We start from the raw sequence: 22,755 nt of genomic DNA on the forward strand, positions 1-22,755 counted from the left end.
CCGACTCGTGTCGGCGACCTGGCGTCAGGTCTGCGGCGGTGTGCTTGCGTGCGACGGATTCAACAGCGGTAGAAGAAGTTCGGCGGTGATCTCGGCTTCAGCCGCCAACGGCCAGCCAGACAGAATCCAGATGTCGACACCGGCCTGCTCGGCCACCGCCGACATCGCGGCGGCGACATTCTCCGGGCTGCCCACGAAATAGGTGCCGGTGCCCTTGCCCGCGATATCGAAGGGTGGTTCGGCCGCGGTCCAGGTGGTCAGTCCCGCTGCCATGTTCGGAGCGAACTCCAGATCTGCGCGGTCCGGCAGGCGGCCGGCGCGCAACGCGTCGATCCGATTCTGGACCTGCGGATCGCGACTGCTGAGTTCATCGAGGCCGGGGTAGCCGAAGCTGCGGAGATTACGATCGGCGGTGGCCAGCACGGTCTCCGGGCGGGTGCGGTTCACTTGCCATTCGAAGCGCTCCCACGCCTGTTCGTCGGTCTCGCGCACGATGACACTGGCCAGCACCCCGAACCGGAGACGTCGGCCGCGCTCGGCGGCGGCGGCGCGGACCCGGTCGAACAGGCCCGTCAGCGCAGTGGGTTCGGACATGAACGACAGATAGACGTCGAGCACCTCCGCGGCGTGTGCGATGCCCTCCGGCGATGCACCCGTGCCCCACACCTCGATGCCGCCAGGCTGGCGCGGACCCGGTATCGCGGGCTTGTACCGCGGTCCGTAGGAGAAGAACTCACCCTCGAACGGTTCAGCGTCGTCGAGGTAGAGACGTTTGACCTGCGTCCAGAACTCAGCCGAGACGCGGTAGCGTTCGGCCTTGGAGCCGAAGCGGCCGTACCGGTGCAGCACGGGGTCGGCGCCATTGACCTGGTTGTAGATCAGTCGACCACCGGAATACTGATCGAAGACCTGAGCTTCCTCGGCGAGCAGCACCGGAGGTTTGACTCCCGGGTATTCGGGGATCAGGAAGCGTAGTCGTTCGGTGTCGGCCACCAGCGAGATCGCCTCGCGCGCGGTGGTCAGCGCGCCGTAGTAGCCGAGGCGATCAAGCGTCCGAGCCTGGTGGCGGATCACATCGAACGTGGGTGCCACCCGTTCGGACGGTTCCCACGGAACCTCGCCGTCGGTCGGATTGATGTACCAGAGGACTTGCGGCCCGGCGCCCCCCGGTTTGATGCCGACGCCGGTCCCGAGTTCGGCGATGCTCATGACCTAGCGCTCGTCGCAGAATTCCGTGATGGGCAGGCCGACGTGTCGGGACTCCGGCGGGGCATAGCCGAGCAGCTTGTCGCCGGGCGTCAGGTCGGTCACGTTGTTCACCGACCCGCCCGGTCCCAGCAGTCGCACATGCCAGTCGTCCTGTGCGATGACGTTGACCACCCGGCCGTCATCGGTGGTCGCGGTCACCGAGATCAGCGGTCGCCGTTCGATCTTCACCCGGCCGATCCGCACCTCGCGGACCTCGCCGGTGCTGCGGATGGCCAGGATCGGCTGGCCCGCCTGCAGTTCGCTGACATACCGGGTCCGGTTGTCGGGCACGAGGACATAGGAGTGCACCGCACCGGCGTTCCAGCGGAAGGGTCGGGTCGGCATGTAGGGCAGCGGGTGGGTTTCGCTGCAGGACAGAAACATCCCGGTGGAGAAGGAACCGATCAGGCAGCCTTCGTCCTTCTCCAGCAAGGAGCAGGTGTCGATGCAGGCCCGCTCACCCATGCCGATGTGTTCGACCTTGGTGACGGTGAGTTCACCGAGTTCGATGCGATCGGCGCTGGGCCGGATCACGTCGGCGAGCGTCGCGACGTCATCGGCGCTGCGCGGGGCCAGCAACAAGCCGTCCGAGCCGTGCTCGAGAACCAACTTGACGATCCCCGCGTCCTCGATGTCGTTGACCACCGTCACCGTTCGACCGCCGGAGTTCTCCGCCGCCGCTATCACGATCTCCAGCGGGATCTTGGTGGGATCGGTGAAGGTCAGCAGTGTCCACGGCGCCCGGCGCACCGTCTCGCAGGCGTGCCGCAGGGTGTCTGCATCGGAGACCACCACGTGTACCCCCGCCTCGGCGGACGGGCCCGCGTCCACGATCGGGTTGACATCACGGCCCGTGTGCGCAGCGAGCACGATGTCTGCCTGACTGGCAGCCTCGACGTCGACCTCCGGCGAAGCAACAGCCAGGACCCGGCGGATCGTGGGGGGGAGATCGGACAACGTGTCGGCGTCGTCGCTCACGATGCCGTCGATGCGGTGGTGGATGGCCGCCTGTACCAGTGCGGCGCGGACGTCGCCGACAGTGCCCCGGATGTCGATCCAGGCGAAGTGGGCACGGGCCGTGCTGTCCGGCCCGGGGCCGTTGTCGGCAGCGGGGACCGCGGTCAGCGGGGTGATGTCGTCGGTGACGATATCGGTGGAGGAGTTCACGGTGGTCTTTCTGTTCGGCTGGGCTGGGCTGGGGGATGGAGGCTCGGGGTCGGTAAAACCGATCAGGCGAGTTCGAGGGCTGCGGCCAGTGGTCGACTCGGGTCCGATCCGCGGTGCAGACGCTCGGCCAACGCCCTCGCCACGCGGTGGGGATGGTCGGCGCCGAAGATGAGGCGGCCGAAACTGAGGCCGGCCACCCGGGACTCGGCGACCCGCATGCCGAAGTCGATGGCGTCGTCGTCGGTGGCGGTGGCCGGACCACCGGCGACCAGGATGGGCAGCGGGCAGGTGTCGACGACCTCGTCCATCTGCTGGGGTGCACCGGCATAGTCGAGTTTCACGATGTCCGCGCCCAGATCGGTGGCGATGGCACCGAGATGGGCGAGTGTCGACACCGACGTCGGCGCGGTGTCGGCGACTCCGCCGCGCGCATACATCATCGCCAGCAGAGGCACACCGAGGCGGTCGCATTCCGCTGCCACGACTCCGAGGTCGGTCAACTGTTGCGCTTCGGTGGGCGCCCCCACGTTCACGTGCACGCTCACCGCGTCGGCACCGAGAGCCAAGCACTCCTCGACGGACCCGACGAGCACCTTGCGGGTCTGGTCCACAGCGAGGTTGGTGCCGGCCGACAGGTGGACGATCAGACCCATGGCGCCGAATCGGGTCGGTGCGATGGTGCGTGCCCGGCCCTTGTGCACGATGAGGGCATCGGCGCCCGCACGTTCCAGGATCGCGGCGGTGTGATCGGCATGTCCGGCCGCGCCGAGCGGGCCGATGGTCACCGAATGATCGAGCGGCACCACCAGGGCGCGGCGATTGACGGCACCGAAGATCCGGGACAACCGGATCTGCTTGCCCGATGGCAGGTGCCTGCGGGCGTCGGGATTGTCGATCACACTGTTCTCCGATCGGTGAGCGTGCGGTTGTCGTCGTTCCGCGAGGCGCGGAGCGACGACACTCGTTCAGTAAGGTTAGCCTCGCCTATAACATGCGGCAATCCGGGGGAGGGTCATGCGCGCGACGTTGCGCGGGGGCGCCACGGTGTCGGGAAGGGCAGGCCGAGGTAGACCTCGCCGAGCGCGCGTTCCTCGTGGACCGAGCTCGTCCATCTCGTCAGCCGGGCATGGCGTAGGTGCCAGTCGAACCCATCGTCGCCGAGGCGATGCAGCGTGGTGGTCAGATTCCACGAGAACGCTTGTGCCTGCCAGACTCGCGGCAGCGCCGTCTCGCTGTACCGGTCCAGCGCGGTGTGGTCCCCGGTGGCGTAATAATGTCCGAGGCCGTGGGACAGGACGCAGGCGTCGGAGATCGCGAGGTTGAGGCCCTTGGCTCCGGTGGGCGGCACGATGTGGGCCGCGTCCCCGAGCAAGAACAGCGCACCCTGCTGCATCGGGTCGGTGACCACACTGCGCAGCGGCGCCAGGGATCGCTCGATGATCTCGCCGGTCTCGAGTTCGGGATGGTCGTCAGCTGCGCTGCGTCGACGCAGTTCCCGCCAGATCTGCTCGTCTGACCACGTGCCGAGGTCGGTGTGTGCCGGCACCTGCAGATACTGGCGGGTCAGGTGCGGGCCGCGCATGCTGTGCACCGACAACCCATCGGGGTGCGCGCAATACATGCCCTCGTCGGTGACCGGGGTGGTGCGTGCGAGGATGCCGAGCCAGGCGAACGGGTAGGTCCGGTTCGCAACGGTGGTCCGGTCGGGATCGAGAGCCTGTCGACAGATGCCGTGGAAGCCATCGCATCCCGCCACGAAGTCGGCGCGAATCCGGTGGGCCCGTCCGTCGACGACGAACTCGACGAACGGGGCGTCGGTGCCGATGTCATGCACGCTGACGTCGGTCGCCTCGAAGTGCAGCGGACGACCCGTGGCGTGGCGCGCATCGATCAGGTCGGCGACGAGTTCGCTCTGCCCGTAGACGAATGCGTGCCTGTCGAGGTGGCGGTGGAAGTCGAGGTGATGTGTGGTGCGATCGAAACGGATATAGAAACCGTTGTGCACCAGAGCTTCACATCGGAGTCGGTCGGCCAGGCCGATCTCATGGAGCAGGTCGACGGTGGTCTGTTCGATGACACCGGCCCGGATCCGGGCGCGCACATGTGCCTGCGACTGCCGCTCGATCACGACGGTGTCGATGCCCTGCAGGTGAAGCATCTGCGCCAGGGTGAGCCCGGCGGGGCCGGCGCCGATGATGGCGACCTGTGTTCTGATCTCGTGGGTCATACTTCTCGATCGGTAGTGCTCGTCAGCGCGCAACCGCGGCCGGGGTGGTGTCGGCTTCGACGACTTCGGCTTCAGGGACACCGGTTTCGGCGCCACCGGTTTCGGCGACGACGGTATCGGCTGCGACGTCACTGGGTTCGGCGGCGTCCGATTCACTGTGCCCGCCCCGCTGCCCGGCCCTGCGCGAGCGTCGCTCGCGATCGATCGTGCGCAGCACCCGCAGTCCGTCACTCACCGCGTTGAGGTTGCTGCGTCCGTGGATTCGTCGACTTTCGTGGCTACCGACCTCGGTGATCGTCAGGCCCGCACGGGCCATCCGCACATTGATGATCGTCTCCACCTCGAAGCCGTCTCCCCACTGCGCCTCGGTGGTGTCGGTCGAGGGCAGGTCGATGATGGGGAGATGCCGGCGCCAAAAAGCGTTGTATCCGTAGCAGAGGTCGGCGAACCCGGTGTGGAAGATCCGGTTCACCAGGCCGTTGAGTCCTTTGTTGCCGAGGCGGCGCAGTGCGGTGATGTCGTCGCTGTGGCCGCCCAGTGAGAAGCGACTGCCCTTGGCGAGATCCGCACCTTCGGTCAGGGCGCGCACAAAGGCCGGGATCTCGGCGGGGTCTGTCGAGCCGTCGGCGTCGATCATGACGATGATGTCGCCGGTGGCCGCGGCGAACCCGCAGGCCAGTGCGTTGCCTTTTCCGGTGCGCGTCTGTTGCACGATCACGGCGTCCGGCCAGAGCCGACGAGCCACCGCGACGGTGTCGTCGACCGATGCGCCGTCGACCACGACGATCTCGTCGACGTAGGGCATCCGTTCGGCCACGTATGGAAGGTTCAGGGCCTCGTTGCGCATGGGGATCACCACGGTTACTCGCGGAGTGGTCTTGCCCAGGTCTACTCGTTGGCCGGTCACAGCGCCCCTTCGTCATCGAGTCCGCGCATGTGGCGGAACCGCTTCGAGCGCCCGTCACCACGCAACTGTCGTTGCATGTGACCCTATTTGTTTAGGTAACCCTTGCCTAATTCTCAGCTTCTTTTGTGGTCTATGTCACTTGTGGTGGAGGGTGGTCGCCACATGGCCGGGGAGCGCCGCGAGGGCGGCTCTGACGGCCGTGGCGTCGCAATACTCAGGATAGAACGCGGCGGTCACGCACAGCGCGCCACCGACCGTCGACGACGTCACGGTTATGCCCGTCGGTGTCGCGGGATCGCTGACGGTGTAGTTGACCGCGCGCGCCGGATCGGTGAACCGGGTATGCGCGGTCTGTGGCAGGCGACCCACCGATGAATGGAGCAGATGGGCGCGTGGCAACGACGAGTCCGGCGCCGGCGGGTGTCGACGGGCGAGTCGACTCGTCCATTCCCCCATCGTGCCGATCGTCATGGTCGCCACCGGCCGACCGGAGCGGCTTGCCACGTCCAGCATCTGCGTCAGTGTCCGGGCCGCGGTGTCCGCCGTGACTGGGAAGGTCAGGCCGGCCGAGAGCGGGGCGAGGGTATCGGTGCCGGCCGGGAGGTACGGGCGGAGGTCGAACGGGATGGTGACCGCGGGGTCGAGGTCGATGCCCGCGTCGAGTAGCGCCCGGACCAGGGCGCAGGTGAGCACTGCGAACATGCTCACCCCGGGCAGATCGCGGTCCCGCGCATCGCGCAGCAGGCGCATCTCGATGGCGGGGATGCGCACGGTGGCGGCGCTCGGGGGTCTGCCGGCGCCGGCGGGAATAGGTGCGCCCGGTCCGGGCTCCGGTGGAGCCGCGCGTTGTGTGTCGGCGTCATCGGTGGGGAGTCGGTGCCGACGGGAGTGCCCGAGGCTCGCCAGCCGTCCGGGGTGGCGGCCGAAGGTGTGGATGGCGGCCGCGAGTAGCGGACGGGTGGTGCCTCGGTATCGGTCCCAGTGCGCATCGGACATCGTCAGCCCGCCGATCATCGCATCGACCACGGCCTGGGTGAATGCGACATCGCCGAGTCCGTGGTTGAAATCGACGGCGACCAGATCTCCCGCGCACACCACGCGCAGACCGGCGTCGGGCAGTGCCCGCACCGATTCGAGCAGGGCCAGCGGATCTCCTTCGGGCTCGATCCGACCCCTGTCGGCGATCGACTGCGTGCAGGCCGATTGGGCATCCGACTCCGTGGCAACCGATTCCGGGGAAATCCACGCGGGGGGAATCCACGCGGGGGGAATCCGCCCGGGGGAAATCCACTGGGGGGCGATCGACACCGCGGTGGCCGTCGGCGCGGGCTGCCAGTGGATGTGGTGCGCCGATGGACGTAAACCGAGTCGCAGCGCGGGGCCGGCGGCAGCCATCGCGTACAGGCGGTCGCGGGCCTCGTCGACCGTCGGCACGGGCATCGGGCCGAAAACCGAGGCGCAACGGCGCTGTGCGTGCAGCAGGTCGATCAGCGCCACTCGGGTGCCGCCGGACACCGGCGGGCGGCGGTCCTTGCGGTTCACCTCGTGTTCACCCGTTCTCTGTGTTTTGCGTAGCCGCTCGGGGCCGAGCGCTATTCTGGGACAGGATGTTTTGCGACTATCGCGGATCGGCTGTTTGTTCTGCCGGATGCGCACTCGGGCGCGTTGAGTGTTGGATCACATTCGGCGAAGGTATAGCAATGGTAATTCATCTTCCGTTAACCCTCGGGGCGCGGAGTGTCCACCAGCGAATCCTAATGTCTCCAGCGACCGGGTGATGCCGTGACTGCGGTGCACCATGTTCTGATGCTGGAGGAATCCTGTGAAATTGAGTCGTTCCGGTGTTGCGGTGGCCTCCTTGGCGGCCACCTCCGCGCTCATCCTGAGTGCGTGCAGTGACAACTCGGAGAGGGGGGACAGCAGCGCCGCACCCGCGTCGGCGGTGGCGGACATCCAGTGCGAGGGCAAACAGGATCTGCAGGCCAGTGGCTCGACCGCGCAGGCAAATGCGATGACCATCTTCTCCACGTCGTTCGCCCAGACCTGCCCCGGCTTCGAACTCGCCTACGGGGGTGGCGGTTCCGGCCAGGGCGTCTCTGACTTCACCCAGAACCTGACCGACTTCGGCGGCTCCGACTCGCCGCTGGAAGGCGACGACGCCGCCGCCGCCCAGCAGCGATGCAGCTCCGAGGCGTGGAACCTGCCGCTGGTCTTCGGCCCGATCGCGGTGGCCTACAACGTCGAGGGCGTCGATGACCTCGCGCTCTCCGGCCCGACGCTGTCGAAGATCTTCGGCGGCGAGATCACCAACTGGAACGACCCGGCCATCGCCGCCGAGAACGAGGGCGTCGAGTTGCCGGATCTGCCCATCAGCGTGATCTACCGCGCCGAGGAGTCGGGCACCACCGACAACTTCCAGAAGTACCTGACCGCCGCCGGCGGCTGGGACAAGGGCGACGGCAAGACCTTCAACGGCGGTGTCGGCGAGGGCAAGCAGGGTAACCCGGGCGTCGGCTCGGCGATCGGCCCAACCGCCGGATCGATCGGCTATGTCGAATGGGCCTATGCACAGTCCAACAACCTGTCGATGGCCAAGATCATCACCGACCAGGACCCCGAGGGCGTCGCCCTGACCGCAGAGTCCGGTGGAAAGACCATCGATGGTGCCACGCTGGCAAATGGCGACGAGAGCCACAACATGGTGATCGACACCTCCTCGTTCTACAAGCCGACCGAGTCGGGTGCCTACCCGATCGTGTTGGCAACCTATGAGATGGTGTGCTCCGATTACGCGGACGACGCCACCGCACAGGGTGTCAAGACGTTCCTGAGCGTTGCCTCGGCACCGCAGAACCAGGGACAGGATCTGCAGAACGCGGGCTACATCCCGCTGCCGCAGGAGTTCCAGACCAAGCTGCAGGGTTCGATTGAGGCCATTCAGTAACTGCGGCTCGAACTCAACCGAGAGAAGAGCGATTCACCATCATGTCAGTGGATGACACCACCGGTGTCGGCCGAGGCCGGACGGGTAAGCACTCGTCCGGCTCGGTGCCGACCCAGACGCCCGATCAGGATCCGAACCTCACCCCCGGCGACGATTTAGAAGAACAGCTACACCCGGGTCTGCGTAGCAGTCGCGGTCAGGTGGGCGACCGGGTCTTCTCGTACCTGGCGCAGGGAACCGGTCTGCTGGTCATCATCCTGATCGCCGGGATCGGGATCTCGTTGTTGATCGATGCCATTCCGGCACTTCTCGACAACAACGCGAATTTTCTCTTCTCTTCGGACTGGAACACGAGCGGAGCTGCCTTCGCCGATGGGACCGCATCCTTCGGTGTCTGGGAACTGTTCCGGGCCACGGTCTTGACCTCGTTCTTCGCGCTGTTCCTGGCGACCCCGATCGCCATCGGCATCGCCGTCTTCCTGGTCGAATACGCTCCGAGGCAGGTCTCGCGACCGCTCGGCGCGGTCATCGACCTGTTGGCGGCGGTGCCGTCGATCATCTTCGGTCTGTGGGGTATCTACGTCCTCGCGCCGGTGATCGCTCCGTTCGCCGTGTGGCTCAACGACACCTTCGGGTGGTTCTTCCTGTTCTCGAGCGGGAAGACGTCGATCACCGGCGGCGGCACCATCTTCACCGCCGGCATCGTGCTCGCGATCATGATGCTGCCCATCATCACCTCCATCACCCGCGAGGTGCTGCGGCAGACGCCCAGTGGACACAAAGAGGCCGCGCAGGCGCTCGGTGCCACCAAATGGGAAGTCATCCGCATGACCGCCTTCCCGTACAGCCGATCCGGGATGATCGCGGCGTCGATGCTGGCGCTCGGTCGCGCCCTCGGCGAGACGATCGCGCTGATGATCATCCTGAGTGCGGCCGTCGGCCGACTCAACTGGTCGCTGTTCGAAGGCGGTGACACCTTCGCCTCGAAGATCGCCCGCGACGTCGGCGAGTTCGTCGGCAGTGAGTCATCCGCCGGTGCCTACATCGCGGCCGGCCTCGTCCTCTTCGTCCTGACATTCGTCGTCAACGCGATCGCCCGTGTGATCGCCGGTGGAAAGGTGAACGGATGACCGTGACCGTCGATACGACACCCGGTGGGCCGGTCAAGTCCTCGGCCACCGCTTTCCGAGAGGTGTCGGCCAGTCGCAAGATGCGCAACGAGGTCGCCCGCGGCACGTTCGCGCTCTGCTTCGTGTTGGGCGTCATCCCACTGGTGTGGTTGCTGTGGACCGTGATCTCCAACGGTGCGCCCGCGCTTGCCGACCCGAACTGGTGGTTCGGCAATGCCTACGGCGTGGACACCACCACGCAGTACGGCGCCGGTATCTCTCAGGCGATCATCGGCACCCTGATCCAGGCATTGATCGCCACCGTGATCTCGGTGCCGATCGCGGTGATGACCGGCATCATGCTGGTCGAGTATCCGACCAGCCCTTTGGTCAAGCCGGTGAGCTTCATGGTCGACATCCTGGCCGGTGTCCCGTCGATCGTCGCCACCCTGTTCATCTTCACCGTCTTCGTGATCGGACTCGGAATGGGCCAGAGCGCGCTGATGGTGAGCCTGGCGCTGATCCTGCTGATGATCCCCATCGTGGTGCGGTCCACCGAAGAGATGCTGAAACTGGTCCCTGACGAACTGCGCGAGGCGTCGTACGCGCTCGGTATCTCCAAGTGGCGGACCATCATGAAGGTCGTGCTGCCCACTGCCCTGTCGGGCATGCTGTCCGGCGTCTTCCTCGCCATCGCCCGCATCATGGGGGAGACCGCCCCGGTGCTCATCCTGGCCGGCCCGGCGAGCTCGCAGGTGCAGACCAACCCGTTTGAGGGCGGGATGAATTCGCTGCCGCTGTTCATCAAGGACATGTGGGCCTCCGCGCAGCCGGCATCGGACTTCTATTACTGGGGTGCGGCGCTCACGCTGATCATCATCATCGCGGCGCTCAATCTCGTCGCCGCCATGACCGCCAAGTTCCTCGCCCCCAAGACCAAGTAAAACGGTCCTCGACCGCCGCCACACAGCAAAGGCATCATCATGGCCAAGCGCCTCGACATCAAAGATCTCAACGTCTATTACAGCAAGTTCCACGCCGTCAAGGACGTGACTCTCTCGGTGCCGCCCCGTAGCATCACGGCTTTCATCGGGCCGTCGGGGTGTGGCAAGTCCACCGTGTTGCGCACGCTCAATCGCATGCACGAGGAGATTCCGGGCGCCTACGCGGTGGGCAGCGTGCTGCTCGACGGTGAGGACATCTACGCCAAGGACATCAACCCGACCGCGGTGCGCACCACCATCGGCATGGTGTTCCAGCGGCCGAACCCGTTTCCCACCATGTCGATCCGTGACAACGTGGTGGCCGGGCTGAAGCTGCAGGGCGTCCGCAACAAGAGTCAGCTCAACGAGGTGTGCGAGCGCAGCCTGCGCGGCGCCAACCTGTGGGAAGAGGTCAAGGATCGCCTCGACAAGCCGGGCGGCGGCCTGTCGGGCGGACAGCAGCAGCGTCTGTGCATCGCCCGTGCGATCGCAGTGTCGCCGGACGTGTTGCTGATGGACGAGCCGTGCTCGGCGCTCGACCCGATCTCCACGCTTGCCATCGAGGATCTGATGGGTGAGCTGAAAAAGGACTACACCATCGTCATCGTCACCCACAACATGCAGCAGGCTGCCCGTGTGAGTGACCAGACCGCGTTCTTCAACCTCGAAGGCGTCGGCCAGCCCGGTCAGCTGATCGAGATCAACGACACCGAGACGATGTTCTCGGCGCCGACCAAGCGGGAGACCGAGGACTACATCTCCGGCCGCTTCGGCTGAAATCCGACAGCCACACGATCGACGACTCGCGCCGCGGACCGACAAGGTCTGCGGCGCGAGTCGTTTCGGTGGGGGAGGGTTTGGTGTGTGACCGAGGGAGGGTCACATACTGACGACCAGGATGACCAACAACGCGATCAGCGACAGCGTGAATCCGCTGTAGGTGAGGATCTGTCGTCGGTGGGCAGCCGCAGCGTGCCCGTCGTCGTCGACGGCGTTGAAGTCGGGTTCCACACGATGGTGCCGATCCATGTCGGTCACCCTAGCGTGCACTCGGTCCGAGGGCGAAATCCCAAGTCAGACATGGTGAGCGCCGTCTCAAACAGATACGTCGAGGGATCTGGACCGCATCGGAGGTGAAGACGAGGTACCACAGACGACCGCACCGCCGGCCTCATCGAGCGAGATCGGCGGTGCGGTGGGAAGCACAGGTCGGCGTGTCAGGACACCTCGAGGAATTGCTCGGGTGTCTGACCGGTCGCCTGGAACACCACCCGGCGTCCGATGAGAACCGCGTGGTCGGCGAAGCGCTCGTAGTAGCGGCCGAGCAAGGTGACGTCGACGGCCGCGGCCACACCGTGGCTCCACTCCCGGTCCATCAGGACCGTGAACAGGTGCCGGTGCAGGTCGTCCATCGCGTCGTCATCCTCCTGCAGACGGATGGCATCCTGCGGATTCTGCGTGTTGAGCACCTCGCGGGCGGTGGTGGCCAGCTGCACGGCGAGGCGACCCATCTCGGCGAAGTAGCCGTTGACCTCCTCGGGCAGTGCCTTCGCGGGGTGACGGCGACGCGCGACCTTGGCCACATGCAGAGCCAGCGCACCCATCCGGTCCACATCGGCGACGATCTGGAAACCACTGACGATCCCACGCAGATCACCGGCCACCGGCGCCTGCAGGGCGAGCAGCGCGAACGCCTGTTCCTCGGCGCGGGCCGACAGCTGATTCATTCTCTCGGTCTCGGAAAGGACCTCTTCGGCGATGGCCAGATCGGCCTGGAGCAGGGCCTGGGTGGCGCGGGCCATCGACGAGCCGGCGAGTTCGCACATCTCGCCGAGGATGGTGTTGAGCGCGTCGAGCTGCTCATGGTAGGCGGTACGCATGTAGTCCACAATACTTGGCACACCGGTGGGCTTGTGGACCCTGCGGATGAACGAGCCGTGAACGCCCGGTGCATACTGCGCGTTTGGCGTGTTCGCGCAGGTCAGCTGCAGGTAGTGTCGCCTGCGTTGGTCACCGCGAGGTCGTTGGGCAGGTTGGACGTGTTGGAGGCCGGAGGCAGCTGCGACACCGAGATCGTGCTCCCGACGGCGGCCGGAGAGCCCATCGAACCGTCGTACTCCGAACCCAGGATCACCTCGACACCCGACTTCACCGTGCGGTCGAGTTGGATCGACGATCCCGGGAACATCGTGGCCAGGGTGGCGGCAGAGTCCTCTTCACCGCCGCCGTACCGGATGACGGTGTCCTCGCGGTTCTCCGAGGCATCGGCCACCCCGCGGACGTCGAAGCCGATCGACACCAGTTGATCGGAGGTGTCGCCGGCGGCGCCGGTACGCCCACTGCCGTTGAGTACACGGACTCCCACGTTGCCGGGGTTCTGTGCGGTCGCCGACACCTGCGTCGGCGCCGACTCAGAGGTGGTACTGCGTGACGTCGCCGACGTCGACGAACTGCTCGACGACGATGCCGCCTGCTGCTTGGCCTGTTCGCCGGGCAGGGGGGCGTCGTCGATGATCGCGTTGAAGATGGCGTTGATGTCGTCGGTGCGCGGGATCTCGTTGTTCAGCCCGTCGGTCGTGGTGCCCGATGTCGGGATGGTCAGGAAGGTCACGCGCCCGGCCTCGATACCTTGCATCGATTCGGCCAGGTTCAGCAGCGACTGGGTGTCGACCCCGTCGACGAAGCTGTATTCGATGAATGTGTTGACGATGCTGTTGAGCTTGTTGGGACTCGACAGGACATTGCCGGACAGGGTCGCCCGCAGCAGTGACGACATGAACAGTTGCTGGCGTTTGATGCGTCCGTAGTCGCCGTTGCCCTCCGACGCGATGTTGCGGGCTCGCACGTAGTTGAGCGCGCGCCTGCCGGTCAGCTTCTGGGTACCCGGCTTGCGCAGCACCTGACCGAGTTCGTAGTCGTAGAGCGGGGTGGGGGAGCACACCTCGACGCCGCCGACCGCGCGCACGACCTTCTCGAAGCCGAAGAAGTCCATGGCGATGAACCGGTTGATGTTGAGACCACTCATCTGCGTGATCACGCTGACCAGGCACTTCGGGCCGCCGTCGGCATAGACCCCGTTGAGCTTGACGCCGTACGCGGGGGGTAGTTCTTCACCGTAGGTGCCGGTGGCGTTGTCCCACTGCTGGCAGGCGGGCCGGTCCACCTGCAGGTCACGCGGGAAGGACACGGCGACGACGCGACTGCGGTTGGCCGGGATGTTGACCAGGATGATGGTGTCGGAGCGGGCGCCCGCCGCGTCATCGGTGGTTCCTGCGCCCACCTTCGCGTTCTGGCCGGCCCGGGTGTCGGTGCCGACGATGAGGTAGTTCTCGTCGCCGTACTGGGCATCCTTGTTGCGGATGTTGGCGTCTTCGGGGTTGACCGCGTTGATGGTCTTCCAGTTGCCGTTCCACGACTGCAGATAACCCCAGACAAAACCGGTGCCCACCAGTGCCATCACGCAGGCGACCGCGACGAGGATGCGTCCGGTGACGGTGACGTTGTGACCGAGGTTGCGACGGCCCGCGCGGGCGCCGGGATGGCGCCGAGGTCGCGACCTCGGCGGGATGGTGTCGGATAGATCCGGAGTGGGCTGCAACGGCCGCACGCGACTGCCCTGACCGCGTGACTCGGCGGTGACCCGCTCGCGGGTGGCGTCGTCGGAGAGATCGACGTCGGTGTCGGGGACAGTCGCCGGCGGCCGGATCGTCGGGATCTGCGTGGTGACGTCGTTCTCGTGGGGGAATCGTTCGAGGTCCTCGAACCGGTGCACCTCGGTCGGTGCCTCGTCGGCCGGCGGTTGTGGGCGAGCTCCGCTGGGCTCGGCCGGGCCGACCTCACCGCCCGCGTTCATCTGCTCCATGAGCTCGCGCACCGTCAGGCGGGTGCGGCCGCGCACATAGCGGTCGGTGGCGCGTGGCTCATGGAGGGCCCCGTGCGCCGGGGCATCGTTGGTGGGGGCCTGCCCGAACATCTCGGAGAAGTCGTTGGCGGCTCCGGAGCGGCCCGCGCGCCGGCCCCGGCGGGGCGTACTGCCCTCGTCGGCCGGTTCGTCCGGACCCGATCCCCTACGACTCAACTCTGATTCCCCTCGACCCCGACGCAGTGGCGCACCGGGTTGTCGGCTCTCGCGCACCAGCTCTGGCGCACCATGACATGGCTCCGCGCACGCGGAACCTCCGCGTCATAGTACTGATTGCACCTGAGAAGATCTCTCAGCCACCATGCGGACGAGCGCAATGGGCAGGTCATCCACCCGAGTGCATCACCTCGGCGCCTTCGGGCACGACGTCCTCGTACGGGTCGTCTAGCCATCCCTCCGGCAACGCCACCTTGGCCGGGGAGCCCTGCCGACCGCGGGGTCCGTGACCGTCGTCGGGAAACGGTGCGTCGTCGGGCAGCGTCGCGACCAGTTCGCGCAGCTCCTCGAGGGTGCCGACGAGAGCGAGTCGGTTACGCAGGTCCGAGCCGGCCGGAAAGCCGCGCAGGTACCAGGCGACGTGTTTGCGGATCTCGCGCATGCCCTTGTTCTCACCGTGGTGGGCGGCGAGCAGTTCACCGTGGCGCACGATGATCTTCGACACCTCGCCGAGATTCGGCGCGGCAGGCGCCTCGAGCCCGTTCAGTTCGGCGGCGAGTTCGGCGAAGAGCCACGGTCGGCCGAGGCAACCGCGGCCGATCACGACCCCGTCGCACCCGGTGTGACGCATCATCGCGACCGCGTCGGCGGGCTCGAAGATGTCGCCGTTGCCCAGAACCGGGACCTCGGTGACGTGGTCTTTGAGGCGGGCGATCTCGTCCCAATCCGCGGTGCCCGAATAGCGTTGAGAAGCGGTGCGCGCGTGCAGGGCCACGGCCTGTGCGCCTTCGCCGGCGGCGATGCGGCCCGCGTCGAGGTGCGTGTGGTGCTCGTCGTCGATGCCGATCCGGAACTTCACGGTCACCGGGATCGAGGTGCCTTCGGTGGCCTTCACCGCGGCCGCGACGATTCGCTGGAAAAGCTTGCGCTTGTATGGAATTGCCGATCCGCCGCCCTTGCGGGTCACCTTGGGGACCGGGCAACCGAAGTTCATGTCGATGTGGTCGGCGAGGTTCTCGTCGACGATCATCTTGGCCGCGGCGTAGGTGTTCTCGGGGTCTACCGTGTAGAGCTGCATCGATCGCGGATTCTCATCCGGACCGAAGGTCGTCATGTGCATGGTGACCGGATGTCGCTCGACGAGTGCGCGGGCGGTGACCATCTCACACACATACAGACCCGACACCGTGCCGGTGCGGGCCAGTTCGAGTTCGCGGCACAGGGTGCGGAAGGCGACGTTGGTGACCCCGGCCATCGGGGCCAGCACGACGGGGCTGGCCAGTTCGATGGAACCGATCCGCAGAGCTGCGGCTCCGGCTTCTGGAGACGCCGAACCGGCGCCTTCGATGTCCGAAGGCGCCGGGCGGTTGATGGTCGTGGTCAGGATGCCTGCTGCTCCCGTTCCCGCTTCTTGGCCTCGCGGGCGAGTGAGCGGTCGCGCATCTCCTCGAAGCGGATGGTGTCCTTTTCGAGCTGTTCGAGGAAGTTGCCGAGCTCCTCGCGGGTCTTCTCGCCTTCCGCGGAGAAGTCTTCGCGTTCGAAGACCTTCCACTTTCGCAGAACGGGCATGATGACCTCTTCGAGGTGCTGGCGCAGGTCGTAGATGCCGTGCTTGGCCATCAGCACGCCGTTGCGGCGGAAGTTCGGCATCCCCGCGCCGGGCATCTGGAAGTTCGTCACGATGTCGGTGACCGCGCGCAGCGTCTGGTCGGGCGAGATGTCCATGCCGGCGCCGCAGATGTTGCGGTAGAAGATCATGTGCAGGTTCTCATCGGCGGCGATGCGCTGCAGCATCTTGTCGGCGATGGGGTCCGCGCAGGCCTTGCCCGTGTTGCGGTGGCTGACACGAGTGGCGAGCTCCTGGAAGGTGACGTAGGCAACCGAATGCAGCAGGCCGACCTCCTCGCCCTTTTCCTTCATCTCCTCGGCACGGTCGGCTGCGGCCAGCAACGGATCGTAGCCGTTGGTCATGTGGATCATCCGGGCCTCTTCGAGGGCGACCGGGTCGACGCCGCGGGTCACCACGAGGTAGTCGCGCATGACGATGCCGTGCCGGTTCTCCTCGGCGGTCCAGCGGCCTACCCAGTGGCCCCAGGCCGAGTCCATCGAGAAGTTCTCGGCGATCACTCGGTGGTAGGAGGGGAGGTTGTCCTCGGTGAGCAGATTGGTGACCATCGCGGCCTTGGCGACTTCGTCGAGCTGAGACTGCTCGGGGTCGTAGTCGACGCCGCCGAGAGCGGCGAAGTTGCGGCCCTCGTCCCACGGGACGTAGTCGTGCGGGTTCCAGTCCTTGGCGATCTTCAGGTGCCGGTTGACGTTGTCCTCGGCGACCGGCGACAGCTCCTTGAGCAGTTCAAGCTGAGTCAGCTCGCGTGCCATACTTTCCTCCGAACGGTGTTGTCCGCATGTCGTGTCTGGTGGTCTCGGCGCCCGACTGACACGGTGATCAGTCGTCCAGGGTACGTCACCGGGCCGGTCGACCCAAGTCCATACCTACGCAATCGTAACCGCGGCCCCGCTTCGTTACGTGCGGCTCGCGTGTCCTCGGTCACCTGCCTCGACCTCGTGCTCGTTGCCTGTCGATGGTGCCCGATACCGGCCGATCATCGGTACCGCTCGCAGTGAATTCACAGCAAAACAGGCGGATTCACCACCGGCCGGGGGATCACATCCAACATCGCCGGGCATGCGCCGAATGCCCGGCGCGTGATCGTCGGGTGCTACCGGCGCCGGGCGAACATCGCACCGACGGTCTCCCGCCACCGGAGGGCCTCGGCGTCAAGGGTGCCGAGTTGCTCGGCCTTCTCACACCAACGCGCCGCGGCCTGTCCGAACTCCAAGGGGTTGTACACATCTTCTTCGCACGACCACAGACCGTCCCCGGCGTAGGTGAGGATCGTCAGGTTGGTGGCCGTGATGTGGGTGCCGTCGCCGGGGTCGCGCATGGGGTTGTCGACCTCGCAGATCACCCGCCCCGTCGGTGCGTCCACCACGTGCCACAGGGCTGGAAAGCCGGTCATGTGGCTGCCGGGGAACGTGGTCATGGTCTTCCAGATCCAGGTGCGGATCTCCTCGCGCCCGGCCATGGTGCCCAGCGCGTGCTCGATGTAGCGGGCGTCGGTGGTGAACATCTCGGCGAAACGATCCCAGTCACGGGTCACCGCGATCTCGGCGACCGTCTTCTGGAAGACGCGAAAGGCGTCGTCGAGCTCGGCGTGGCTGTATGTGCTCATCGGGAGGCGACCCTACCCTGAACGTGTTCTCATTCGGGTGGCTTCGCCGCAGCCGGTCACCTGAGCTGAACCGGCCCGTCGCGGCGCGGGCCTCAGGCATGATGAGGACGGTTCGCAAACGGCGGGCATCACCCGGGGTGGCTCGGCAGTGAGATCGGTGGGAGCAGATGGTGATCGTATGCAACGGTTGAGCGGACTCGACGCGTCATTCCTGTACTTGGAGACCCGATCTCAGCTGATGCAGGTGATCGGGTTGATGGAGATCGACCCGACGACCGTGCCCGGTGGTTACAGCTTCGAGAAGATGCGCGACGAACTCGAACGCCGCATCGCGGCCATGCCGGCTTTTCGACGCAAACTGGACAATTCGATGCTCAACATCGATCACCCGGTGTGGATCGAGGACGAACGGTTCGACATCGAGCGACACGTGCATCGCGTGGCGGTGCCCGCACCCGGTGGTGAACTCGAGGTCGCCGAACTGTGCGGACATCTTGCCGGGCAGACCCTCGACCGTGGAAAGCCGTTGTGGGAGTTGTGGATCATCGAAGGGATGGCCGACGGCCGGATCGCCGCGATGCTACGGATGCACCACGCCGGCACCGACGGGGTGACCAGCGCCGAGATGCTCGCCCAACTGTGCACGCTCACACCCGAATCCCCGGATCTCGACACCGCGAAGATGCAGGAGACGGCCGGCCCGTCGTCGCGGACCTCGATGGCCGTCGGTGGGGCGGTCAACTTCTTCGTGCAGCGACCGATCGCGATGGCGAAGTTGGTGCCCGGTACTGTCGGCGTCCCGATCGGATGGTTTCGCCGCAGCCGCTCCAAGTCGGCCATGCCTGCGCCGTTCCAGGCGCCGCGGACCCGCTTCAACGGGCCGATCACCCCGCATCGGTCGATCGCGCTCACCCAGCTGTCCCTTGACGACGTGAAGAGGGTCAAGAACCGGTTCGGCGTCACGATCAACGACGTCGTGCTCGCCATCACCGGCGGAGCGTTGCGTAGCTACCTGCTCGAACACGACGAGCTACCCGAACAGCCGCTGATCGCGATGGTGCCGGTGTCGGTACACGGGTCTGATGAGAGCTCACTGGTCACCACCGGCACCAACAAGGTGACCGGCATGTTCACGCGGTTGCCGTCGGATCTCGGCGACCCGGTCGCGCGGGTGGAGCGCGCCGCCGACCTCACCCGGACCTCCAAGGAGCATCACGCAGAGATCGACGCGAACATGTTGCGCGGCTGGGCCCAGTTCGCGCCGGGAACCACGATGTCGACGCTGATGAAGTTCTATGGCGATCGCCACCTCGCGACAAGTCATCCGCCGATCTTCAACGTGCTGGTATCCAATGTCCCCGGCCCCGATTTCCCGCTCTACTTCCTCGGTGCGCGGGTGACGTCGGTGTATCCGCTCGGGCCGATCTTTCACGGCCTCGGGCTCAACATCACCGTGTTCTCCGCCGACGGTCACATCAACGTCGGCGTGGTCGCCTGCACCGACCAGACACCCGACGTCTGGTCGATCGCGCACGCCTTCGACGAGGAACTCAAGCAGCTGCTCGAGGCCTGCGACTGACTCCGGTCACGGCGGGCGGTCGGTCAGAAGCTGTCGAGCCACGCGCGGGCACCCGAGTCGCTGGGGGCCCGCCAATCCCCGCGCGGGGACAGTGAACCACCGGAACCGACCTTCGGTCCGTTGGGCATCGCGCTGCGCTTGAATTGACTGTTCATGAACCGCGTCAAGAACACCCGGAGCCAACTGTCGATGGTGGCCGCATCGTATTCGTTGCGCCGATCAGCGGTCAGCAACTCCGACCACGCGCCGCGGTCCCGGTCGCCCCACGCCTGGCCCGCCAGGTAGGCGATTTTCTCGGGACGGTAACCGAACCGGGTGAGGTGATACAGGAAGAAGTCGTGCAGCTCGTAGGGGCCGACGGTGTCCTCGGTGCTCTGGATGCGACCGTCGTCGTCGGCCGGCACCAGCTCCGGTGAGATGACGTCGTCGAGGATCTCGGCCAGAACGTCGGCCGTCTCGTCGGAATAGGCGCCGGTGGCGATCATCCACCGGATCAGGTGTTGGATCAGCGTTTTGGGCACCGACGAGTTCACGTTGTAGTGCGACATCTGGTCGCCCACCCCGTAGGTGCACCAACCCAGTGCCAGCTCGGAGAGATCTCCGGTGCCCAACACGAACGCGCCGTGGTGGTTGGCCAGCCGGAACAGATGCGAGGTCCGCTCGCCGGCCTGTACGTTTTCGAAGGTGACGTCGTAGAGTTGCTCGCCACGCGCGTACGGATGGCCCAGGTCGGCGAGCATCTGCTCGCAGGACGGACGGATGTCGATCTCGGTGCCGCTCACACCGAGGCTGTCCATCAGGATGTGTGCCCGCCGCAGCGTTGCCGATCCGGTCGCGAAACCGGGCATCGTATAGGCGAGGATGTTCTCGCGCGGCAGCCCGAGTCGGTCAAAGGTGTCCACCGCGACCAGCAGCGCCAGAGTGGAGTCGAGACCGCCGGACACGCCGATGACGATCTTGTCCATGCCGGTGGCGCGCAGCCGCGCGGCGAGTCCTTGGACCTGGATGTTGCCTACCTCGCGGCAGCGCGCGTCGCGGTCGGCGGAATCCGCGGGCACGAACGGGAATCGAGGGACCGCGCGGCGCAGGCTGTCGTCTGCCGAGGCAGTCTCGCCCAGGGGGAATCGGATCCGGCGCAACGGCTTGAGGCCGTCGGCGAAATCGCCGACCTGGTCGCGCAGACTGATCATCCGCATCCGTTCCTGACGCAGCCGATCCAGGTCGATGTCGGCGGTGATGGTCTGTGCCTCCATCGCGAACAGCTCGGAGCGTGCCAGCAGGGTGCCGTTTTCGGTGATCAAGGCGTCGCCGTCCCACGCCAGATCGGTGGTCGATTCCCCGAACCCGGCCGCCACATAGATGTGGGCGGCAACGCACCGAGCGGAGTGGCTGGTGCACAAGGACTTTCGATAGCCCTCTTTGCCCACGGTGACCGGGCTGCCGGAGAGGTTGGCCAGCACTGTCGCACCGCCCAGCGCTGCCCAGGTGCTCGGCGGGATGGGCACCCAACCGTCCTCGCAGATCTCCACGTGAACCCGAAAACCCTCGAGGTCGGTCGCCTCGAAGATCAGATCCGCCCCGAACGGCACGTCGCGGCCGAGCACGGTCACGGTGGTGACCGGTGCGTCGCGGGCGGCCGCGAAGAAGCGCTGTTCGTAGAACTCCCGGTAATTGGGCAGGTACGACTTCGGCACCACGCCCAGCACCTCGCCGTCGTGGATCACTGCGGCGCAGTTGTAGAGGCCGTCGCCGACCTGCAGCGGCAACCCCACTGCCACCACCGGCCGCAGCCCCGTCGTCGCCTCGACGATCGTCGCCAGACCTGCCAGACAGGCGTCGATGATCGCGTCCTGGTGAAACAAGTCGTCGATGCTGTAACCGCACAACCCCAACTCCGGGAACACCACGAGAGCCGTGCCATCGTCGGCGGATGCGCGCACCTGTTCGATGATGCGTTTGGCATTGGTGGCCGGGTCGGCGAGGGCGACGAGTGGGACCGCTCCGGTCACCCGGGCGAATCCGTGGTCATAGACAGACACACTGCGAGCCTATCCGAGGGCCGCCCGGTCCCACGTCGGTCCTCGCGTCGGCGGTGCCACCATGACCGAGTCCGCTACAGCCCCAGGTCCTTGGCGATGATCGTCTTCATCACCTCGTTGGTGCCGCCGTAGATTCGCGACACTCGGGTGTCGGCGTAGAGGCGGGCGATCGGGTATTCCAGGATGTAGCCGTACCCGCCGTGCAGTTGCAGACATTTGTCGATGACCCGGCCGGCGGTCTCGGTGGCGAACAATTTCACTCGTGCCGCGTCGGGCACCGAGAGATCCCCGGCGTTGTGCAGTTCCATGGCCCGGTCGACGAACTGCCGGATCGCCTCGACCTCGGCGGAGCATTCGGCAAGCACGAACTTGGTGTTCTGGAACGACGACACCGGTTTGCCGAAAACATCGCGCTCGGTGGTGTATGCCAGCGCGTGCTGTACTGCGGCCGCGGCGGTGGCCGATGCGCCGACCGCGATGGTCAGCCGTTCCTGCGCGAGATTGTGTGTGAGATACGAGAATCCCGCGCCCTCGTCGCCGAGGCGATCTTCGACGGGAACGCGAACCGAACTGAACGCCAGCTCCGCGGTGTCGGATGCCTTCAGCCCGATCTTCTCCAACTTGCGGCCGACGGAGAACCCTTCGGAGGTGGTGTCGACGACCAGGATGGAGAGTCCGGACCGGCGGTTGTCCGCATCGAAGGGCGAGGTGCGACAGACGACGAGGACTCGGTCGGCGAGTGCGCCACCGGTGATGAACGTCTTCGCGCCGTCGAGGACGTAGTGGCTGCCGTCGTCGGACAGCGTGGCGGTGGTGGAGATGTTGGCGAGGTCCGAGCCGGTTCCCGGCTCGGTCATCGCGATGGCGAACATGATGTCGCCGGAGCAGAATCCGGGCAGCCAGCGGTGCTTCTGCTCGTCGGTTCCGTACTCCATCAGGTAGGGCAGGATGAGATTCGAATGCACCGAATAGCTGCCGAAGGTCACGCCGGCCGCCGATGTCTCCTCGGCGATCACCATCGAGTAGGTGAAGTCCTTGATGCCGCCGCCGCCGAACTCCTCAGGCGCTTCGATGCCGAGCACGCCGAGTTCGCCGAGCCGATTGTAGAAGTTGCGCGGCGGGTGGCCCTGCTTCTCCCAGTCGTGGTAGTGCGGCACGACCTCTTTGGCGATGAAGTCGCGAAGGGTTTTGCGGAATGTCTCGTGATCGTCGTTGAACACGGTGCGCTGCATGGTTTTCCC

19 protein-coding genes are annotated in these 22,755 nt (G+C 66.1%); 5 read left to right on the top strand and 14 right to left on the bottom strand.

Annotated features, from left to right (window positions below; translation table 11 throughout):
* Positions 1-24: 24 nt before the first annotated feature.
* The 6 genes from VX037_RS06580 to VX037_RS06605 all read right to left on the bottom strand — a co-directional run bounded on the left by VX037_RS06580 (position 25) and on the right by VX037_RS06605 (position 7,091).
* The gene (locus VX037_RS06580) at positions 25-1,209 is read right to left on the bottom strand and encodes an LLM class flavin-dependent oxidoreductase (protein WP_328713671.1); all 1,185 of its coding nucleotides are present in this window, start codon (positions 1,207-1,209) and stop codon (positions 25-27) included.
* Between the two features lie 3 nt (positions 1,210-1,212).
* Positions 1,213-2,415 carry a 3-dehydroquinate synthase II family protein gene (locus tag VX037_RS06585; protein WP_328713673.1) on the bottom strand — a complete coding sequence of 401 codons (1,203 nt, stop codon included), beginning with the start codon at positions 2,413-2,415 and terminating at the stop codon, positions 1,213-1,215.
* Positions 2,416-2,477: 62 nt separating this feature from the next.
* The gene (locus VX037_RS06590) at positions 2,478-3,314 is read right to left on the bottom strand and encodes a 2-amino-3,7-dideoxy-D-threo-hept-6-ulosonate synthase (protein ID WP_266060523.1); all 837 of its coding nucleotides are present in this window, start codon (positions 3,312-3,314) and stop codon (positions 2,478-2,480) included.
* A gap of 113 nt (positions 3,315-3,427) precedes the next feature.
* A complete protein-coding gene (locus tag VX037_RS06595; protein ID WP_328713675.1) occupies positions 3,428-4,642 on the bottom strand; it encodes a 4-hydroxybenzoate 3-monooxygenase in 1,215 nt (404 codons plus the stop codon).
* Positions 4,643-4,664: 22 nt separating this feature from the next.
* Positions 4,665-5,549, bottom strand: coding sequence for a glycosyltransferase family 2 protein (locus VX037_RS06600; RefSeq protein ID WP_442903645.1), 885 nt, complete (start codon positions 5,547-5,549; stop codon positions 4,665-4,667).
* 135 nt (positions 5,550-5,684) lie between these two features.
* On the bottom strand, positions 5,685-7,091 hold the full coding sequence (locus VX037_RS06605) for a hypothetical protein (RefSeq protein WP_328713676.1): 1,407 nt from the start codon (positions 7,089-7,091) through the stop codon (positions 5,685-5,687).
* A 280-nt stretch (positions 7,092-7,371) separates the two neighbouring features.
* Between VX037_RS06605 and pstS the strand changes: the two genes are divergently transcribed.
* Genes pstS through pstB form a run of 4 tightly spaced genes read left to right on the top strand, consistent with a single transcriptional unit; the run spans position 7,372 to position 11,362 of the window.
* Positions 7,372-8,493, top strand: a complete 1,122-nt coding sequence (gene pstS, locus VX037_RS06610; RefSeq protein WP_235725919.1) for a phosphate ABC transporter substrate-binding protein PstS — start codon at positions 7,372-7,374, stop codon at positions 8,491-8,493.
* Positions 8,494-8,534: 41 nt separating this feature from the next.
* The gene (gene pstC, locus VX037_RS06615) at positions 8,535-9,623 is read left to right on the top strand and encodes a phosphate ABC transporter permease subunit PstC (protein ID WP_235725918.1); all 1,089 of its coding nucleotides are present in this window, start codon (positions 8,535-8,537) and stop codon (positions 9,621-9,623) included.
* Positions 9,620-10,546: a phosphate ABC transporter permease PstA gene (gene pstA / locus VX037_RS06620; RefSeq protein ID WP_235725917.1), complete on the top strand. Its 927-nt coding sequence runs from the start codon at positions 9,620-9,622 to the stop codon at positions 10,544-10,546. The genes pstC and pstA overlap by 4 nt, the downstream gene beginning before the upstream one ends.
* Before the next feature lie 39 nt (positions 10,547-10,585).
* Positions 10,586-11,362, top strand: a complete 777-nt coding sequence (gene pstB / locus VX037_RS06625) for a phosphate ABC transporter ATP-binding protein PstB (protein ID WP_235725916.1) — start codon at positions 10,586-10,588, stop codon at positions 11,360-11,362.
* Between the two features lie 102 nt (positions 11,363-11,464).
* Here pstB and VX037_RS06630 read toward each other — a convergent pair whose 3' ends face one another.
* The 6 genes from VX037_RS06630 to VX037_RS06655 form a co-directional block, all read right to left on the bottom strand.
* Complete coding sequence (locus tag VX037_RS06630; RefSeq protein ID WP_235725915.1) at positions 11,465-11,614, bottom strand: hypothetical protein; 150 nt, start codon at positions 11,612-11,614, stop codon at positions 11,465-11,467.
* Positions 11,615-11,802: 188 nt separating this feature from the next.
* On the bottom strand, positions 11,803-12,465 hold the full coding sequence (phoU, locus tag VX037_RS06635; protein ID WP_235725914.1) for a phosphate signaling complex protein PhoU: 663 nt from the start codon (positions 12,463-12,465) through the stop codon (positions 11,803-11,805).
* Positions 12,466-12,566: 101 nt separating this feature from the next.
* Positions 12,567-14,663, bottom strand: a complete 2,097-nt coding sequence (locus tag VX037_RS06640; protein ID WP_328713678.1) for an LCP family protein — start codon at positions 14,661-14,663, stop codon at positions 12,567-12,569.
* Between the two features lie 169 nt (positions 14,664-14,832).
* Positions 14,833-16,011 carry a tRNA dihydrouridine synthase DusB gene (gene dusB, locus VX037_RS06645; protein WP_266060565.1) on the bottom strand — a complete coding sequence of 393 codons (1,179 nt, stop codon included), beginning with the start codon at positions 16,009-16,011 and terminating at the stop codon, positions 14,833-14,835.
* Positions 16,012-16,043: 32 nt separating this feature from the next.
* Positions 16,044-17,042: an acyl-ACP desaturase gene (locus VX037_RS06650; protein WP_266060528.1), complete on the bottom strand. Its 999-nt coding sequence runs from the start codon at positions 17,040-17,042 to the stop codon at positions 16,044-16,046.
* A gap of 341 nt (positions 17,043-17,383) precedes the next feature.
* Positions 17,384-17,896 (bottom strand): nuclear transport factor 2 family protein, encoded by a 513-nt coding sequence (locus VX037_RS06655; RefSeq protein ID WP_235725910.1) that lies wholly within the window; start codon positions 17,894-17,896, stop codon positions 17,384-17,386.
* 178 nt (positions 17,897-18,074) lie between these two features.
* Here VX037_RS06655 and VX037_RS06660 point away from each other — a divergent pair, with 178 nt between their 5' ends.
* Positions 18,075-19,475, top strand: a complete 1,401-nt coding sequence (locus VX037_RS06660) for a WS/DGAT/MGAT family O-acyltransferase (RefSeq protein WP_235725909.1) — start codon at positions 18,075-18,077, stop codon at positions 19,473-19,475.
* A gap of 23 nt (positions 19,476-19,498) precedes the next feature.
* Here the strand turns inward: VX037_RS06660 and VX037_RS06665 are convergent, their stop codons facing one another.
* A complete protein-coding gene (locus VX037_RS06665; protein WP_328713680.1) occupies positions 19,499-21,514 on the bottom strand; it encodes an NAD(+) synthase in 2,016 nt (671 codons plus the stop codon).
* A gap of 74 nt (positions 21,515-21,588) precedes the next feature.
* On the bottom strand, positions 21,589-22,746 hold the full coding sequence (locus VX037_RS06670; RefSeq protein ID WP_328713682.1) for an acyl-CoA dehydrogenase family protein: 1,158 nt from the start codon (positions 22,744-22,746) through the stop codon (positions 21,589-21,591).
* Positions 22,747-22,755: the final 9 nt, after the last annotated feature.

The organism is Gordonia sp. Z-3 (assembly GCF_036233855.1).
Lineage (GTDB): Bacteria > Actinomycetota > Actinomycetes > Mycobacteriales > Mycobacteriaceae > Gordonia > Gordonia tangerina.